Origin of the sequence: Agrobacterium sp. S7/73, assembly GCF_019355535.1 — a bacterium.
Lineage (GTDB): Bacteria > Pseudomonadota > Alphaproteobacteria > Rhizobiales > Rhizobiaceae > Agrobacterium > Agrobacterium tumefaciens.
Genome location: NZ_CP072136.1, coordinates 1,708,314 through 1,725,090 on the forward strand (window position 1 = coordinate 1,708,314; position 16,777 = coordinate 1,725,090).

General features: G+C 57.4%; 14 protein-coding genes and 3 tRNA genes. 5 read left to right on the forward strand and 12 right to left on the reverse strand.

Translation table 11 applies throughout. The annotated features are described in order from the left end of the window. Nucleotides 1-134: 134 nt before the first annotated feature. From J5276_RS08430 to J5276_RS30340, 3 genes are all read right to left on the reverse strand, one after another. Nucleotides 135-211 (reverse strand) — tRNA-Asp (locus J5276_RS08430). A gap of 41 nt (nucleotides 212-252) precedes the next feature. Continuing rightward, a tRNA-Asp gene (locus J5276_RS08435) sits at nucleotides 253-329 on the reverse strand. An 89-nt stretch (nucleotides 330-418) separates the two neighbouring features. After that, nucleotides 419-550 carry a hypothetical protein gene (locus J5276_RS30340; protein WP_003512651.1) on the reverse strand — a complete coding sequence of 44 codons (132 nt, stop codon included), beginning with the start codon at nucleotides 548-550 and terminating at the stop codon, nucleotides 419-421. Nucleotides 551-776: 226 nt separating this feature from the next. Here J5276_RS30340 and J5276_RS08440 point away from each other — a divergent pair. After that, a tRNA-Val gene (locus J5276_RS08440) sits at nucleotides 777-852 on the forward strand. Between the two features lie 311 nt (nucleotides 853-1,163). Beyond that, nucleotides 1,164-1,304: a hypothetical protein gene (locus tag J5276_RS08445; protein WP_003512649.1), complete on the forward strand. Its 141-nt coding sequence runs from the start codon at nucleotides 1,164-1,166 to the stop codon at nucleotides 1,302-1,304. 207 nt (nucleotides 1,305-1,511) lie between these two features. On the opposite strand, the gene J5276_RS08450 is transcribed toward J5276_RS08445, so the two are convergent. From J5276_RS08450 to clpP, 5 genes are all read right to left on the reverse strand, one after another. Beyond that, nucleotides 1,512-3,710: an esterase-like activity of phytase family protein gene (locus tag J5276_RS08450; RefSeq protein WP_111789279.1), complete on the reverse strand. Its 2,199-nt coding sequence runs from the start codon at nucleotides 3,708-3,710 to the stop codon at nucleotides 1,512-1,514. 357 nt (nucleotides 3,711-4,067) lie between these two features. After that, entirely contained in the window at nucleotides 4,068-4,343 is a 276-nt protein-coding gene (gene hupB / locus J5276_RS08455) for a DNA-binding protein HupB (protein WP_003496481.1), read from the reverse strand. A gap of 288 nt (nucleotides 4,344-4,631) precedes the next feature. Further along, complete coding sequence (lon, locus tag J5276_RS08460) at nucleotides 4,632-7,049, reverse strand: endopeptidase La (protein ID WP_003512645.1); 2,418 nt, start codon at nucleotides 7,047-7,049, stop codon at nucleotides 4,632-4,634. Nucleotides 7,050-7,461: 412 nt separating this feature from the next. After that, nucleotides 7,462-8,739, reverse strand: coding sequence for an ATP-dependent Clp protease ATP-binding subunit ClpX (clpX, locus tag J5276_RS08465; protein ID WP_003512644.1), 1,278 nt, complete (start codon nucleotides 8,737-8,739; stop codon nucleotides 7,462-7,464). Nucleotides 8,740-9,030: 291 nt separating this feature from the next. After that, nucleotides 9,031-9,663, reverse strand: coding sequence for an ATP-dependent Clp endopeptidase proteolytic subunit ClpP (gene clpP / locus J5276_RS08470; protein WP_111789280.1), 633 nt, complete (start codon nucleotides 9,661-9,663; stop codon nucleotides 9,031-9,033). 455 nt (nucleotides 9,664-10,118) lie between these two features. Here clpP and J5276_RS08475 point away from each other — a divergent pair, with 455 nt between their 5' ends. Together J5276_RS08475 and J5276_RS08480 are read left to right on the forward strand one after the other, a co-directional pair. Further along, nucleotides 10,119-11,366 (forward strand): diguanylate cyclase, encoded by a 1,248-nt coding sequence (locus tag J5276_RS08475; RefSeq protein ID WP_111789281.1) that lies wholly within the window; start codon nucleotides 10,119-10,121, stop codon nucleotides 11,364-11,366. Between the two features lie 85 nt (nucleotides 11,367-11,451). Then, nucleotides 11,452-12,705, forward strand: a complete 1,254-nt coding sequence (locus J5276_RS08480; protein ID WP_162632847.1) for a cytochrome P450 — start codon at nucleotides 11,452-11,454, stop codon at nucleotides 12,703-12,705. Nucleotides 12,706-12,761: 56 nt separating this feature from the next. Here the strand turns inward: J5276_RS08480 and J5276_RS08485 are convergent, their stop codons facing one another. The 4 genes from J5276_RS08485 to J5276_RS08500 all read right to left on the reverse strand — a co-directional run bounded on the left by J5276_RS08485 (nucleotide 12,762) and on the right by J5276_RS08500 (nucleotide 15,581). Beyond that, nucleotides 12,762-13,130 carry a cupin domain-containing protein gene (locus J5276_RS08485; protein WP_112154936.1) on the reverse strand — a complete coding sequence of 123 codons (369 nt, stop codon included), beginning with the start codon at nucleotides 13,128-13,130 and terminating at the stop codon, nucleotides 12,762-12,764. 15 nt (nucleotides 13,131-13,145) lie between these two features. Next, the gene (locus tag J5276_RS08490) at nucleotides 13,146-14,429 is read right to left on the reverse strand and encodes an O-acetylhomoserine aminocarboxypropyltransferase (RefSeq protein WP_035198148.1); all 1,284 of its coding nucleotides are present in this window, start codon (nucleotides 14,427-14,429) and stop codon (nucleotides 13,146-13,148) included. Nucleotides 14,430-14,502: 73 nt separating this feature from the next. Beyond that, nucleotides 14,503-14,937, reverse strand: coding sequence for a CoA-binding protein (locus J5276_RS08495; protein ID WP_025593243.1), 435 nt, complete (start codon nucleotides 14,935-14,937; stop codon nucleotides 14,503-14,505). A 497-nt stretch (nucleotides 14,938-15,434) separates the two neighbouring features. Beyond that, nucleotides 15,435-15,581 carry a hypothetical protein gene (locus J5276_RS08500; RefSeq protein WP_162163069.1) on the reverse strand — a complete coding sequence of 49 codons (147 nt, stop codon included), beginning with the start codon at nucleotides 15,579-15,581 and terminating at the stop codon, nucleotides 15,435-15,437. 239 nt (nucleotides 15,582-15,820) lie between these two features. On the opposite strand from J5276_RS08500, the gene J5276_RS08505 reads away from it, so the two are divergent. Beyond that, nucleotides 15,821-16,657, forward strand: coding sequence for an EamA family transporter (locus tag J5276_RS08505; protein ID WP_112154938.1), 837 nt, complete (start codon nucleotides 15,821-15,823; stop codon nucleotides 16,655-16,657). The last annotated feature ends 120 nt before the right edge of the window (nucleotides 16,658-16,777 follow it).

The following is a 16,777-nucleotide window of genomic DNA, read 5'->3' on the forward strand; positions in this document are numbered from 1 at the left end:
ATCGAAACTTGACTAAAAACAGCAGGAAAAACCGCGCTCGCGAATGCCGGAAACAGGCGCTGAAATCGCCATTGCCGACATGGCAGGACGACGCCTGCTTGCTTCGTTTGGGAGTGTCATTTCGGTGAAAGAAATGGCGCGAGTGACGGGGCTCGAACCCGCGACCTCCGGCGTGACAGGCCGGCACTCTAACCGACTGAGCTACACCCGCGCTCCACAGACATTCGTCTGCGTTTTTTCCGAGGAACAGGATGGCGCGAGTGACGGGGCTCGAACCCGCGACCTCCGGCGTGACAGGCCGGCACTCTAACCAACTGAGCTACACCCGCTTATCCTGACCGACAAGACCTTAGTCTCGCCGTACGAACCAGCCTCGGCTGTTCGTTGAGCGGCTAACTACGGCGTTCGTGCGGGGGTGTCAAGCAGGTTTCACGACAAAAGAATAAGCTTCTTCATTTTGATCGGAAAAAACTGAAAGGCCTTTGACCGGCATTGCAGCGAATGCCTTGTTTTCCGGGCTTTTCCCAACAAAAACAAAAAACTTGTCCACAGCCGGGGCGTCCGTAACGCGATTTCAGCATACCGCCAAAGGTAACGGCCGGACGTTGTTTTTATAGAAAAGCCCGCAGTTCCCGGCTTTTTGCCGATCACCTCTGCCAATGGGCAAAGCTGTCCGGAAAAAAAACAAAAAAACTTCACAAAAGCCCTTGCGGTTTTTTTCCGATCCGAATACATCACGGCCACCGACGCGGCAGACACGATCTGCAAGACGCGAAGGGCGATTAGCTCAGTTGGTAGAGCGCCTCGTTTACACCGAGGATGTCGGGAGTTCGAGTCTCTCATCGCCCACCATTTCCCAGCTTCTTCAAATTGTGCGCATTACCAAGCCGGAGCTCTTTCGGATACCGGTGCGTTTTACCGTCAACTTCCTGCATCGGGAATCACGGCCTCTGCCCCCGATTCTGTAGACGGCCGCGGCCTTGGGCTGGTGGAGCGGCTTTTCCGGCGTGAGTCTATGCCAGGTCGGCACTTCTGTTCCACATTCTTACAGGCCGGCTCCAATAGGTGTGCCACCCCGCAACATCCCGAAAAATAAGCAGATTCAGACTTTTTAAAGAGATTTCATGCATTGTTTTCGAGCCGTTTCATGATGAACGGTATAAATGATGGATGAAACCATGTCGGTCGACGCGTTTGTAACACTCGCGCTTATTGCGCTGCCTGTTTATATTTTTTTCCGCTGGGTCCAGCAGGACTCGGAAAAAGACAGCACTCCCAAAAGCAAGAATTCCATGGGGCGGTGATCTCTAGCGATCTGGTCCACTGCACATTCATGGAAGTCCTCCGGATAACACCCTCGATTTTGCGATAGCGACGCGACCATGCCGGTTTTAACGGCTGGTATGCGACTCATCGTGGGGAATCGGCATTCCCAGATCGGGGTTTCTTCCGCCGCACAAAAAAGCCGGGCTATGCCCGGCTTTTCTCATTTGCGATTCTATTCGGACCGATCAGTTGATCGCCTTCAGATCGACGGTAAAGAACAGCGTTTCGCCGGAAGATCCGTCGACGCCGTCATTGTCAGTGACGATATAGGCCGTTCCTGCCTTGTCGAAGGTGAAGCCTTCCAGCTTGTCAACGGTATAGCCATTCGTCTGGGCCTTGAGGTCCGGCAGGAAATCATGTGCTTCCTGCTTGGCCACCAGCGGCAGTTCGCCACCGATTTTGCCCGGCTTCAGGTCAGCGATCGCGACGCGGTAAAGCTTCTTGATCTTTGCCTTGTCACCGACCTGATTGTCGCGCTCGACGATATAGACATAGTCGCCCTGTGCGGTGATTTCAGAAAGGCCGACCCAGCCTGCCTCGGTCTTGTCGAGCGGGTAACGCACGGCGCCCCATTCCTTGGACTTCGGATTGTAGGAGACGAGCTTGACGAAACCCTTCTCGTCCGTGCCCCATTCGCGCTGTACGGCCATCCACAGCGTCGCGTCGTCGCCCTTGCCGATCATAGTCACGCCTTCGAAACCGAAGCGGGTTTCGCCAGCCAGCAATTCCTTCGGCAGAGCGATCTCAGCCTTGATCTCGCCCTTGGCGCTGACATTGTAGAGTGCGTGGGGCACTAGCTTGGCACTGTCACCTTCCGAGGCCAGCCAGAAGCCGCCCTTACCGTCAAGCGTAATGCCTTCGATGTCGAGTTTCTGGGCTGCGATACCGTCGCGCTTGATGCGCAGGGCGCTGGTTATGGTGGCGGGCTTCTTCGTTGCGTCGATGGTGTAGATTGACGGCTGGTTTCCATAGACCGAGTCGGACACGGCATAGAGGATGCCAGGCTTTTCAGCATCGCCCACCAGACCGGAGAGAGCGCCCCAGCCGATCGGTGTGCCGTCAACGGTGGCGGAAGCGAGCTGCGGGTAGGCAATCTGGCCTTCTGCACGTTCATAGATCATGACATGCGAGCGAGCGCCGCCATCTTCGACGAGATCGGCTTCGTTGGCAGTGACGAGGAGATTGCGCGACGGAATGGCGACGGCGCCTTCAGGCGAAATGCCCGAGGGCAGAAGCTGGACCAGTTCCGGTGTGCCGCCCGTATCCTTGTAGACCGCAGCGAGAGACGCGCGCTCGGCAAGAACGAAGAAGTACTTCTGGCCATCGAAGGTTGCCGCCTCCAGACCTTCCGGCTCGATGCCCTTGGCCTTTGAACGCTTTTCCGGATAGTGGCCGATGCTGGCGGCGGCGTGCTCAAGGGTGGCACCGGCTTCATAAAGAAGCTTGCCGGTCTTGTCGAAAATGGTGAAGCCGCGCGCGCCGCCCTGCCAGTCACCCTCATTGGCGATGACGATTCGGTCATTGTCCAGCCACTTCACGGCATCTGGCTCACGCTTGCGGCCTTCCTGCTTGTCGGTGAACTTGATCTGGCCGTCCGTCTTCGTGTCGACGCCTTCCAGATCAACCGTGCCAGCGGAGAAATGCGTCTTTACCGTACCGGTCTTGCCGTCGATGATGACGATGTGGTTGTTTTCCTGCAGCGTGAGCGCGATCTCGCCATTGGCATTGATCGAGACGAATTCCGGCTCCGGATCTTCCGGGGAGATTTCGGCAAGGCCGGTCACGTCGATCTTCTTCAGCGTCGCGCAGTCGGCAACGCCGTTTTTCAGACCGACCGTCACCAGATAACCGGCCGGCATCTGTGGCAGGGCGCCCTCGTTCACCTCTTCATCGCGTTCGTTTTCGATCGCGATGGCGGCGAAGGTCTTGTCCGGGGAAATTGCGACAGAATCGGGCTGGCCGCCGAGATCGCAGCTCGCTTCGATCTTCTTGGTGGCGATATCGACCGTCACCAGCTTGCCGGACGGCTTGGCTCGGTTTTCGGACGTGTTGACACCGGCCAGAACCTTGGCGCCAGCAACGGCAACAGAGGTCGGTTCGCCTTCCAGCAGCAACGCGCCGCCAGCCTTGGGTGCCTTCGCATCGGTGATGTCAACGAAACCAATGCCGCCAAGCGGGCTGTCCGAATAGATCAGCGTCTTACCGTCTTCGCTGGCGGTTACGATTTCAGCTGAAGTGACGGCCTTCGCGTCCTTGTCCGCTGGCAGGTTCTTTACGACCGGGAAAGATGCGATGCGGTTGAAAACCGGCTCGGCAGCAGCCGGAAAGGCCGCGGAAGTGAGCAGAGCAGCAGTCAAAGCCATCTGAGAAAGTCGGAACGCCATTATAAATCCCCCTTGGATCCAAAAAACACCCTATGGCTTCTGCGTCAGAGACATGACAGCGGCATGACATTTCCTGCCGGAGGAATCAAAAAGCCCGACCATGAAGGCCGGGCTTTCCTGTTCTTGCGCACATTCCGCGTATCAGAGCGCCGTGTGACCGGATGGAGGCTACACAGGCGCGCTCTCCTACTTTCAAGTACATCTTGCCGGTTCGAAAAAAGGGCTATCCGAAAAAGCAATTCGAAAAGCCGCCCGGTTTACGTGCCGGCATGATGGCGTCAGGGCGTCAAAACATGTTTCCTCGTGAACCTGAAAAGCCGCCCGCCCGCCGCCGGACGTCACGGCCTTTCGGAAACCTTACGAGTTGACGGCGTCCTTCAGGCCCTTGCCTGCGGAAAACTTCGGTACGTTGCGAGCCGGGATATCGACTTCAGCACCCGTGGAAGGGTTACGACCCTTGGAGGCTTCACGACGGCTTACGGAGAAGCTGCCGAAGCCAGCGAGACGGATGTCGCCACCGCTCTTCAGTTCGTTCTGTACGGTTTCGAATACGGCATCAACAGCGGAAGCAGCATCTGCCTTCGTGAGACCAGCCTTTTCGGCAACAGCAGAGACGAGCTCGTTCTTGTTCATGTTTCCACCCCTTTCAATGGTTTGAAACGACTCAAATTAAGCCGGCGCAGAATACGTCTGTATCCGCGCGCAGCAACTCAAAAGCGCTGGAATCGCCTGAAAAACAAGGGGTCTGCGGGGTTTTTCACAAAAAAGGCCGACATTTCTGCCGGCCTTTCCCTTAAACGTGCCAATTTCGCACCAGTTCTGCGAGCATCAAAGAAGCATCGCGCCTTTCGGCATCTAACACATTGAATCTACGCACAGGTGTCGCGAAAACCGATTCTGGCTTTCACAACGACGTGGCAATCAATGTGCGATCGTCTGTCCGCCCTCGTCGACCCCGTCGACAGTTGCGATAACAGGCGTTTCGATGCTGCCGTCCCACTCGATTGGCTCGGGCATGCGAAGCAGCGCGTGCTTGATGACCTCACCCATGCGAGAAACCGGGATGATCTCCATCTCGTTCTTCACATTATCAGGAATATCCGCCAGGTCCTTGGCGTTTTCTTCCGGGATGAGCACCTTCTTAATGCCGCCGCGAAGCGCCGCAAGCAGCTTTTCCTTCAGGCCGCCGATCGGCAGCACGCGACCACGAAGTGTGATCTCGCCCGTCATCGCCACATCCTTGGAGACCGGGATACCGGTCATGATGGAGACAATGGCGGTTGCCATGGCAACACCGGCAGACGGTCCGTCCTTCGGGGTAGCCCCTTCCGGAACGTGAACGTGGATGTCGCTCTTGTCGAAACGCGGCGGTTCGATGCCGAAGTCCACGGCGCGCGAGCGGACATAAGATGCCGCTGCCGAAATGGATTCCTTCATCACTTCCTTGAGGTTGCCGGTGACCGTCATGCGGCCCTTGCCCGGCATCATCACGCCTTCGATGGTGAGCAACTCACCGCCGACTTCCGTCCATGCCAGACCGGTGACGACACCAACCTGATCCTCACGCTCGGCCTCGCCGTGGCGGAACCGCGGAACGCCCAGATAATCCGGGACATTGGCTGCGGTGACTTCCACGGACTTGACCTTGCCCTTGATGATCTCGGTCACGGCCTTTCGCGCAAGCTTCATCAACTCGCGCTCGAAGCTGCGCACGCCCGCCTCGCGGGTGTACTGCTGGATCACGATCATCAGAGCGTCGTCGCTTACCGAGAACTCTTCCGGACGCAGGGCGTGTTCCTTGATCGCCTTCGGCAGCAGGTGACGCTTGGCGATTTCACGCTTTTCGTCCTCCGTGTAACCGGCGATGCGGATCACTTCCATACGGTCCATCAGGGGACCTGGAATGTTCAGCGTGTTGGCCGTGGTCACGAACATCACGTCGGACAGGTCGTATTCCACTTCAAGATAGTGGTCCATGAAGGTGGAGTTCTGTTCCGGATCGAGCACCTCCAGCAGTGCTGACGACGGATCGCCACGGAAATCCATGCCCATCTTGTCGATCTCGTCGAGCAGGAAGAGCGGATTGGACTTCTTGGCCTTCTTCATCGACTGAACGATCTTGCCCGGCATTGAGCCGATATAGGTACGGCGGTGACCGCGGATTTCCGCCTCATCACGCACACCACCCAGCGCCATACGCACATATTCGCGGCCGGTCGCCTTGGCGATCGACTTGGCGAGCGAAGTCTTGCCGACGCCGGGAGGACCGACGAGGCACAGGATCGGGCCACGGATCTTCGAAGCGCGAGCCTGCACGGCCAGATATTCAACGATGCGTTCCTTGACCTTGTCCAGACCGAAATGATCCTGATCGAGGACCGCCTCGGCGCTGTTGAGATCAACCTTGACCTTCGACTTCTTGCCCCAGGGCAGGCTGAGCAGCCAGTCCAGATAGTTGCGCACGACAGTCGCTTCCGCAGACATCGGGCTCATCTGGCGAAGCTTCTTCATTTCCGCCTCGGCCTTATCCTTTGCCTCCTTGGAAAGCTTGGTCTTGGCAATGCGCTCTTCCAGTTCGGCCATCTCGTCACGGCCATCCTCGCCGTCGCCGAGCTCCTTCTGGATCGCCTTCATCTGTTCGTTCAGATAATATTCGCGCTGCGTCTTCTCCATCTGGCGCTTGACGCGCGAGCGGATACGCTTCTCGACCTGAAGCACGGAAATTTCGCCTTCCATGAAGCCGAGCGCTTTTTCAAGCCGCTGCTTCACGCTGACGGTTTCCAGCATTTCCTGCTTTTCGGTGATCTTGATCGACAGGTGCGAAGCAACCGTGTCGGCCAGCTTCGAATAATCGTCGATCTGGCCGGCAGCGCCGACAACCTCGGGCGAAATCTTCTTGTTGAGCTTCACATAGCTCTCGAACTCCGAAACGACGGAACGCGACAGCGCCTCGATCTCAACCGGGTCTTCCGCAGGCTCCTGCAGCGGCGTCGCAGACGCTTCGTAGAAATCCTCGCGGTCGGTATAGGCCTCGATCTGGGCGCGGCCCTTGCCTTCCACAAGCACCTTCACGGTGCCGTCGGGCAGCTTCAGCAGCTGGAGAACGTTAGCGACCGTGCCGACCTTGTGGATGGCTTCCGGGGACGGATCGTCATCGCTGGCGTTGATCTGGGTAACAAGCATGATCTGCTTGTCCGAGCCCATGACCTCTTCGAGAGCGCGAATGGATTTTTCCCGCCCGACGAACAGGGGAACGATCATATGCGGGAAAACGACAATGTCGCGCAGGGGAAGTACCGGATAGATACCGCCGGATGCCGCAGACGTGATGTTCGTCATATCATTTCCTTTCATGGTCCCTTTCAGGACACTTTGCCTGACGTCTTGGGGCGTCCGGCATATTCATTTCTCGAGACTGAAAGTGGAGTTTCGGAACGCCGATTTCAAGTCACCGGAAGAGACGACCCCGCGCAACGGCACGGCCGTAAAATTCAAACAAATACAGCGCCGGCTATTACTCCCGACATTTCCGGTTATCCCACAGGATCAGGAACCGGGTCGCCGACGGTAATTCACATTTCCGTCATATCGCGCTGCAAATCAGTTTTAAGACTTTATCAGCAAAGCGCAATCCGCTCCAAACGCAAAATCGGGTTACTCCAAGTTAGCGGCAAGTTTCGCACCTGCCACAACAGAAAAGGCCCGCACGAGTGCGGGCCTTTTGAATTCATCAAAGCGTCGGATCGGTCAATCAAGCCGAAACATTGGCCTTTTCTTCCTGACGATCCGCATAGATGTAGAGCGGGCGAGCGATGCCGCTGACGACATCGTTGGAGATCACCACTTCGCGCACGCCTTCCAGCGTCGGCAGTTCGAACATGGTATCCAGAAGGATCTTTTCCATGATCGAGCGCAGACCGCGGGCACCCGTCTTGCGGGTAATCGCCCGGCGGGCAATCTCGCGCAACGCGTCCTCGTGGAAGGTCAGTTCCACATCTTCCATCTCGAACAGACGCTGGTACTGCTTGACCAGCGCGTTCTTCGGCTCGGACAGGATCTGGATCAGCGCATCCTCGTCAAGGTCCTCCAGCGTAGCCAGAACCGGCAGACGGCCGATGAATTCCGGAATAAGACCGAATTTCACCAGATCTTCCGGCTCCAGTTCGCGCAGCACCTCGCCAACGCGGCGATCGTCTTCCGCCTTGACGGTCGCACCGAAGCCAATCGAGGTCTTTTCGCCCCTGGCCGAGATGATCTTGTCCAGGCCGGCAAACGCGCCGCCGCAGATGAAGAGAATGTTAGTCGTATCCACCTGCAGGAATTCCTGCTGCGGATGCTTGCGGCCGCCCTGCGGCGGAACGGAAGCGACCGTGCCTTCCATGATCTTCAGAAGCGCCTGCTGAACGCCCTCGCCCGACACGTCACGCGTGATGGACGGGTTATCCGACTTGCGGGAAATCTTGTCGACTTCGTCGATATAGACGATGCCGCGCTGGGCGCGCTCGACATTGTAATCCGCAGCCTGCAACAGCTTCAGGATGATGTTTTCCACGTCCTCGCCGACATAACCGGCTTCGGTCAGCGTCGTTGCGTCTGCCATTGTGAAGGGAACGTCGATGATGCGGGCGAGCGTCTGGGCAAGATAGGTCTTGCCGCAACCCGTCGGACCGACGAGCATGATGTTCGACTTCGCAAGCTCGACATCGCCATTCTTGGAGGCGTGCGCGAGGCGCTTGTAATGGTTGTGAACGGCCACCGACAGGATCTTTTTCGCCTGCTTCTGGCCGATGACGTATTCGTCGAGGATCTTGATGATGTCCTGCGGGGTGGGAACACCCTCGCGCGACTTCACCATCGACGTCTTGTTCTCCTCGCGGATGATGTCCATGCACAATTCGACGCATTCATCGCAGATGAATACCGTCGGTCCGGCAATGAGTTTCCGGACTTCGTGCTGGCTCTTGCCGCAGAATGAACAATAGAGTGTATTCTTAGAGTCGCCGCCGTTGCTGCCGCTGACTTTGCTCATATCACTTTCCTTCCAGCACGCCGCAGGTCCGCCAAACGGATCGCGGTCAACTTACCGCCCGCCGATACGGCCGCCCTTGGGTGCATCGCCGTATCCGCCTCGTTTCCCGGGGTACTAACCGGTATCAGATACATGAGCTGACAACCGGCTGCAACGAATTCCCCATCAAACCAAAGGCCACGTCATAAAAATTCAACACAGCCTTTATATATACTAATATCGCTTTCTGTTGCGGTTGAAAGCCCCGAAATTACTTTGCGGGGTTAAACAACCGTCAAAAAGCGTCGCGCCTTAATTCGCGGCGGCGCCTTCCATTTCCTGGCGCGAGGTGAGGATCTTGTCGATCACACCCCATTCCTTGGCCTCGTCGGCATCCATGAAGTGGTCGCGATCAAGGGTTTTTTCAACCTCTTCCAGCGTACGGCCGGTGTGCTTCACGTAGACTTCATTAAGGCGACGCTTCATTTTGATGATGTCGCGGGCGTGACGCTCGATATCCGAAGCCTGCCCCTGGAAGCCGCCGGAGGGCTGATGCACCATGATGCGGGCGTTCGGAGTTGCGAAACGCATTCCCTTTTCGCCAGCAGCCAGAAGCAGCGAGCCCATGGATGCGGCCTGGCCGACGCAAAGCGTCGAAACGGCAGGGCGGATGAACTGCATCGTATCGTAGATCGCCATGCCGGCGGTCACGACGCCACCCGGCGAATTGATGTAGAGCGCGATTTCCTTCTTCGGGTTTTCAGCCTCGAGGAAAAGCAGCTGCGCGCAGACGAGCGAGGCCATCTGGTCTTCCACCGGTCCGGTGAGGAAAATGATGCGTTCCTTGAGAAGACGGGAAAATATGTCATAGGAGCGTTCGCCGCGATTGGTCTGCTCTACGACCATCGGCACCAGAGCCATGGCGGTATCAACTGGATTTTTCATGTCCGTCCTTTGTCAAACTCTGCCCTTCGCGGAAAACCGCTCCGGAATCACTTCTAACCTTCGTTCTCCCTACATAGAGTGTCCCTGCCCGGTACTTCAAGACACGAAGCCGCATATCCTTAACGGCTCAACAGCGTTTACGGGCGTTTTCCACCCGCGGGGTAACGGCTATGGACAAGCCGATGCCAACCGAACCATTCTCTGTCGCCCGCATTATTTTTTAACAGGAGCAAACCGCAAACGCAAAAACCGGTGTGTTGCCCAGATATAACTTCTCACTGGCAAGAACTCGTTAGGTATTTGCGGCTGATACTACGCCCGCGAATTTCCGGTTTCCCGTCAGGGGGCGGGAGCCTCTTTTGAGGCGAAATGGCATCTCCACCAATTCGGCGGGCATTGCGCACATCGTGCCGCGAACCGCTTTTACGGCATGATAGCGCAGATAGGATTTTGCAATGCTGGATGCAAAGACGGGCATGCTGCTTTGGGCGTCGGAAACGCTGACCCTTGCCCTGCTGCTGGGAACCCTGTGGCTGCACCGCCCTGCCCGCCGGCACAATATCTATTTCGCCGCCGGTTTTGCCGCAACGAGCGCCGGCACGGTGATGGTGGCGCTGCGCGGCGATATTCCCAACTTCCTGTCGATCGAAGTCGGCAATACGCTTGCCCTTTCGGCCTTCAGTTTCTGGCTCGCCGGTCTCCTGTCCTTCGAACAGCGCAAGACCGCCGGCTGGATCGCCATACCGCCGCTGTTATGGGTGGCGGGCATGCTGATCGGCCCCGTACGCGAAAACATGGTCCCGCGCATCCTGCTCTATCACATCTGTGCCGCCACCGGTTATTTCATGCTGGCCGGCATTCTTCTGGCCAGCAAGGCACGCGCGTCATTCAGCCGCAAGGTGCTGGCGGCCACCTTCATCCTGCAGGCATTTTGCGGGGCGCTCGTGGCGTCCATCGTCATTCCCGTCAACGCCGCCGCCCCCAACGCCATTCCGCTGACGGCAGCGCTCGCCTTTTCAGGCATTCTCGGCTTTACCATCATCGTCATGATGAGCGCCAAGATCATCATGGAAGACACGGAAACCCGCCTGCACCGGCTGGCCATGACCGACCACCTGACCGGCGTCCTCAACCGGCGAGGGCTGCTTGAAGAGTTCGAACACATCAAAAAAAGGTCGCCCGGCTCCAGCCGTTACGTGGCGCTGGCGCTGTTCGACATCGACCATTTCAAGAAGATCAACGACAAATACGGCCATCAGTCGGGAGACGCGGTGCTTGTGCATTTTTGCAATATGGCGCAGCGGGTCATCGGTGAGCGCGGCCTGTTCGTCAGGATGGGCGGCGAAGAATTCGCGCTCGTCGCCGAAGTGGAAAGCCCCTCCAGCACCGTGACGCTTGCGGAAGCCATCCGCAGCAACCTGCGCCTTTCGAAGATCAGCGCACGCGGCGAAAACATCGAGGTCACGACCAGCGTCGGCATATCCGAAGCCATGATCAAGGATGCGGACCTGAGCGTGATGATGACGGAGGCCGACCGCGCGCTTTACGCGGCCAAGAAGGCCGGCCGCAACCGCACCGTGATCCACGTCAATTCAGCCAATGTTGTCGTCCCCTCCCCGGACCGGGACGAAAACCCGATGGACAACAATGCCAACCGGCAGGTTGCGGCGCTGAACCGGATAGCGGCCATCGCCAACCGGTGACAAAGTAACCGCACAGTGACATGCGGATAAACACATGGAACGGCATTTTCACGCCCTTCCCAAAGTGCGGCGCGCGGAATAAACCATGGACATGACAGCGACATTTCCCTTTCTCAAAATCGATCCCGCCACGCGTCGTGTTTCACTCGATGCACGCAATCCGGCTTTCTACAACGATCCGAACCCGGTCTATGCTGCCCTGCATGCCCAATGTCCCACTTTCTATTGGGAAGAGCAGCGGCAGTGGTTTTTCACCGAATACGACCATGTCAGCGCCCTCCTGCGCGACCGCCGGTTCGGACGGCAGATCCTGCATGTTGCGAGCCGCGAGGAGATCGGTCTGGCAGAGCCGCTCGAGCATGTGAAGCATTTCGACGCCGCAGAGCAGCACTCGCTTCTGGAGCTGGAGCCGCCGGAACACACACGGCTGCGCACCCTCATCAACCGCGCTTTCGTTTCGCGGCATGTCGACAAGATGAAGCCGGAAATAGAGGAACTCGCCAACCGGCTGATTGACGCCTTCGAACGAAACGGCGAGACGGAACTGCTCTCTTCCTATGCCGATATCATCCCGGTCACGATGATCGCGCGCATGATCGGCATTCCCGAGGAAATGGGGCCGCAGCTTCTGAAATGGTCACATGCCTATGTCGGCATGTACATGTTCAAGCGCACGCCTGAGGACGAGCTTCTGGCCGACAGGGCCGCACATGAGTTTTCAGACTATGTGCGCAGTGTGATCGCGGAGCGCCGGGCGGAGCCGAAAGACGATCTGCTGAGCCACATGATCCATACGGAGCACAAGGGCCAGTATCTGACCGACGACGAGCTGATCTCGACCACCATCGTTCTGTTGAACGCCGGGCATGAGGCGACGGTGCACCAGATCGGCAATTCCGTGCGCATCATTCTGGAAAGCGGCATCTCGCCCGACACCCTTTTCCACGACGAGACGGCAACGGAACGCACGGTGGAAGAAACGCTGCGTATCTGCGCGCCCGTCCATATTTTCCAGCGCTGGGTTCTGGAGCCGGTCGAGATCGACGGCGTGGAATTCAAACGCGGCGACAAGGTCAGCCTCATTCTGGCGGCCGCCAATCTCGATCCGGCCAAGTTTTCCGATCCCCTGGCATTCAGGCCGGACCGAAACGAAGGCGCCAACGTCTCCTTCGGCGCCGGCATACATTTCTGCATTGGCGCGCCGCTGGCAAGGCTGGAGCTGAACCTGGCCTTGCCTCTGCTTTTCAAGCGACTGCCGGGCCTGAAGATTGCCGAGCCACCCAAGGTCAAGGACGTCTATCACTTCCATGGTCTGGAACGGCTCGATCTCAGCTGGTGACAGCCACGCCGGGAACAACCTTTATCCCGGCGATGGACCAATAGAAATCATCCGGCCTACAACCGGATGACATAATCCTTGCGGGTCGTTTCGACGACCTCCCAGGTTCCCTTGAAGCCCGGCCGCAGGACCAGCCTGTCGCCCGGTTTCAGGTCGCGCGGGGATCCGCCATCCTCCGTCAGGATCGAGTGACCCTCGAGAATGTTGAAATATTCCCATTCGTCATAGACCACCCGCCATTTGCCGGGCGTCGACTGCCAGATGCCGGCATAGATGCCACCGGGCGCTTCCTCCAGATTCCACGTGGTGAATTTGGGGTCGCCGGAAATCAGCCTTTCCGGTGCGGGTGCACTGTGCTCCACGTCCGCCTCGACATCACCGGCCGTAGCGGTTCGTGTATCTTCGAATGCGAGAAAATTCGTCATGACGACCCCGGTCTCTCAGAGCTTCGCAAGCGATTGTTCGAGATCGGCGATGATGTCCTTGACATCCTCGATGCCGATCGAGAGGCGCACCACATCCGGTCCGGCACCCGCCGCCGTCTGCTGTTCCGGTGTCAGCTGCGCATGTGTCGTGGAAGCCGGGTGGATGACGAGAGAGCGGGTATCGCCGATATTGGCAAGATGGGAGAAGAGTTGCAGACCTTCCACCAGCGCCTTGCCGGCGGCATAACCGCCCTTGATGCCGAAGGTGAAGACGGAACCAGCGCCCTTTGGCGAATAATGCTGCTGGATTGCGTAGTTGTCGCTGTCCTCCAGCCCGGCATAATGCACCCAGCCCACCTTGGGGTGCGCCTTTAGCCATTTGGCGACGGCCAGGGCATTGTCGGAGTGGCGCTGAACGCGCAGCGGCAGGGTCTCTATGCCTGTGAGGATGAGGAAGGCATTGAAGGGCGAGATCGCAGGGCCGAGATCGCGTAAGCCAAGAACGCGGCAGGCAATCGCGAAGGCGAAATTGCCGAAGGTCTGGTGCAGCACGACGCCGGAATATTCTGGGCGGGGCTGCGACAGCGACGGATATTTATCCGTGGCCGACCAGTCGAAAGTGCCGCCATCGACGATGATGCCACCCATGGAATTGCCATGGCCGCCGAGGAATTTCGTCAACGAATGCAATACGATATCCGCGCCATGTTCCAGCGGCCGCAACAAATAGGGGCTTGCCATGGTGTTATCGACGATGAGCGGCAGGCCGTGACGATGGGCGACATCTGCAATCGCGGCGATATCCACGAATGTGCCGCCCGGGTTGGCGAGGCTTTCGATGAAGATGGCGCGTGTGCGGTCGTCGATCTGCCGTTCGAAACTGGCCGGATCAGCCGCATCGGCCCAGCGCACCTGCCAGTCGAAACCCTTGAAGGCGTGGCCGAACTGATTGATGGAGCCGCCATAAAGCTGGCGTGCCGCGACGAAATTGTCGCCGTGTTGCAGCAATGTGTGGAAGACCAGCAATTGCGCGGCGTGACCGGATGCAACGGCAAGTGCCGCCGTGCCGCCTTCAAGCGCTGCGACACGCTCCTCCAGAACCGCCTGGGTGGGGTTCATGATGCGCGTGTAGATATTGCCGAACTCTTTTAATCCGAACAGCGCGGCTGCGTGATCGGCGTCACGGAAGGCATAGGCCGTTGTCTGGTAGATCGGCGTCGCGCGCGCACCGGTGGTCGGATCGGGCTGTGCGCCCGCGTGCACGGCCAACGTTGAGAACCCGGGATTGCTGCTCGGCATGATGTTTCCTCCAATGATATTTTGGAGGGATCATAATGCCTTGCCGCCAAATGATAAGTCCAATCCGTACCAACTATCGCACAATATTGAGACGCGGATACTCAATTGCGGGGCAACGGTCCATCACCACGTTCATGCCGTAGGCCTCGGCCTTGGCCGCCGCATTGTCGTCTCTGACCGAAAGCTGGCCCCAGATCACCGATGGCCGCTGCGGCAGCAATATCGCCTCTTCGACAATTGCCGACAAATATTCCGGCGCCCGGAACACATCGACCATATCAACGGGTTCGGGAATGTCAGCAAGCCGCGCATACACTTTCTGCCCCAATATCTCCTTGCCCGCCTGACCGGGATTGACCGGAAACACGCGGTAACCCTTGGACAGCAGAAAGCGCATGACGCCGTGGCTCGGCCGATCCGGATTGGGAGAGGCGCCAAGCAGGGCGATGGTCCTGACATCCGTCAGAATTTTTCTGAGGTAATCCGGTTCATAGGTATCATGCTGCATGTCAACTTTTCCCTCTGCCATATCGCGCGGTTCAAGGACCTCATGCGCCGGCTCGACGCTCAATGGCCCAGCGAGAATTGCGTCTCCCGCATAAATCCGCGGACGAGCTTTTCGCACCGCTTTTTTGCGGCCGCTTTCCTAGATCTAGGAACCCTCATCCTTCTCTTGAACCCCCGCCCGAATGAAAATATTGAACAAGCCGGACTCGTGGTGTCACGAAAGTACACCTAGTTTGCGCAAAATGATTTCACAAAAACACCTTAAGCGGCGTTGTGCTGAGTATTTTTATCCAGTTTTTCAAAAGCATACATTTCGATGAATATTTGCTGAAACAACATTTGCGTGCATCTTATGCGCCCTTCGTCTCCTGTTTGTTTTCATTCCGTTCACCGATGCATTAGGTGTATCTAATTTTCAGAAAGTTATTCTGTAAATCAAGTTATAGGTAAAACTGTAACGTTGTAGCGAGCCATTCAGTAATGAATTGAAACTTCTTTTCATTTTGAGCCTGCATGTGCTCGCTTGATTGATACAGTTTTATCTTCTGGATATGGGCAATTTTGAGCAGGAATAATCGCCGCAATCGGTCGCATTTTTGCGAAAAACACGTTCCACAGCAAAACCATAAGCTGTGCATCCGGCATCGGCGCGTATGTCCTGCTGATGAAATCGTGAGCACGGCCGCATATCGCCTCTCGCACAGTTACCCACTCCATCCCGCAACACGCACAAACCCGAAACTTGACACGCGTCATAATCCGCAAAGAAGCAACCGCTTACGACAGGAGGATTTGCGTCTCCCACAGCCACCACGGAAAATGGATTCCGGTTTTCAAGCCGATGCTGTAGGTTGCCTAGAATAGCCCATGAGCGAGTCTCTATCGTGACATTTGACATTCTAATTCTGGTGCTTCTGGGCGCGATATTGCATGCCGGATGGAATGCGCTGGTAAAATCCGGATCCGACAAGTCGCTGGACGCCTCGCTGATCGCGGCGGGCGCCGCAGCTTGTTCTTTACCCTTCCTGCCCTTCCTGCCGTTTCCTGCGCCGGTGGCCATTCCTTTTCTCATCGCCTCGGCCGTTCTGCAATTTGCCTATTTCCGGCTAGTCGCCGCCGCCTATACGATCGGCGATATCGGCCTCGTCTATCCCGTCATGCGTGGCGTGGCGCCGCTGATCGTCGCAGCGACGAGCAGCCTTTTTCTCAGCGAGATTTTAAGCCCGCTCGCGCTTGCCGGGATTGCCATCATTTCCGGCGGCATCCTGACGCTTGCCTTCGAGGCGCGGCGCGGCGGCGGAAAGGCGATCATTGTCGCGCTCATCAACGCCTTCGTGATTGCATCCTACACCTTCGTTGATGGTGTCGGCGCAAGGCTTTCCGGCAACGCGATTTCCTATACGCTGTGGATGTCGCTACTGCCGCCTGTGCTGCTTTTCGGTTTTGCCTTTTACCAGCGTGGCGTAAGCGCCGTCGCGCGACATGTGCAGCGAAACTGGTGGCGCGGCCTGATCGGCGGCGGCGGCTCCATCCTCTCCTACGGGCTGGCGCTCTACGCCATGACCAAGGCCCCCGTCGCCGTCGTCGCGGCGCTGCGCGAAACCTCAATTCTGTTTGCGCTGGTGATCTCCGTCGTCATCCTCAAAGAACGCGCCAGCGTCTGGCGTTATCTCGCTGGCGGCATCATCGCAGCGGGTGTTCTGGTCATGCGGCTGGGATGAAACAGGCAAATCTATGGGGTAAAATAATACCACATAAATAAACCATTGTTTTTATTGACTTATTTTTACAGTCAGCAAAATCTGTCATATTGACGCTTCATCCAGCACACCGTATAAGCG

Excerpts from the sequence above, each read along its gene's own strand:
- J5276_RS08445 (WP_003512649.1), top strand. The coding sequence starts at position 1,164 with ATGATGGATGAAACCATGTCGGTCGACGCGTTTGTAACACTCGCGCTT.
- J5276_RS08450 (WP_111789279.1), bottom strand. The coding sequence starts at position 3,710 with ATGGCGTTCCGACTTTCTCAGATGGCTTTGACTGCTGCTCTGCTCACT.
- hupB (WP_003496481.1), bottom strand. The coding sequence starts at position 4,343 with ATGAACAAGAACGAGCTCGTCTCTGCTGTTGCCGAAAAGGCTGGTCTC.
- lon (WP_003512645.1), bottom strand. The coding sequence starts at position 7,049 with ATGACGAACATCACGTCTGCGGCATCCGGCGGTATCTATCCGGTACTT.
- clpX (WP_003512644.1), bottom strand. The coding sequence starts at position 8,739 with ATGAGCAAAGTCAGCGGCAGCAACGGCGGCGACTCTAAGAATACACTC.
- clpP (WP_111789280.1), bottom strand. The coding sequence starts at position 9,663 with ATGAAAAATCCAGTTGATACCGCCATGGCTCTGGTGCCGATGGTCGTA.
- J5276_RS08475 (WP_111789281.1), top strand. The coding sequence starts at position 10,119 with ATGCTGGATGCAAAGACGGGCATGCTGCTTTGGGCGTCGGAAACGCTG.
- J5276_RS08480 (WP_162632847.1), top strand. The coding sequence starts at position 11,452 with ATGGACATGACAGCGACATTTCCCTTTCTCAAAATCGATCCCGCCACG.
- J5276_RS08485 (WP_112154936.1), bottom strand. The coding sequence starts at position 13,130 with ATGACGAATTTTCTCGCATTCGAAGATACACGAACCGCTACGGCCGGT.
- J5276_RS08490 (WP_035198148.1), bottom strand. The coding sequence starts at position 14,429 with ATGCCGAGCAGCAATCCCGGGTTCTCAACGTTGGCCGTGCACGCGGGC.
- J5276_RS08495 (WP_025593243.1), bottom strand. The coding sequence starts at position 14,937 with ATGCAGCATGATACCTATGAACCGGATTACCTCAGAAAAATTCTGACG.
- J5276_RS08500 (WP_162163069.1), bottom strand. The coding sequence starts at position 15,581 with ATGCCGGATGCACAGCTTATGGTTTTGCTGTGGAACGTGTTTTTCGCA.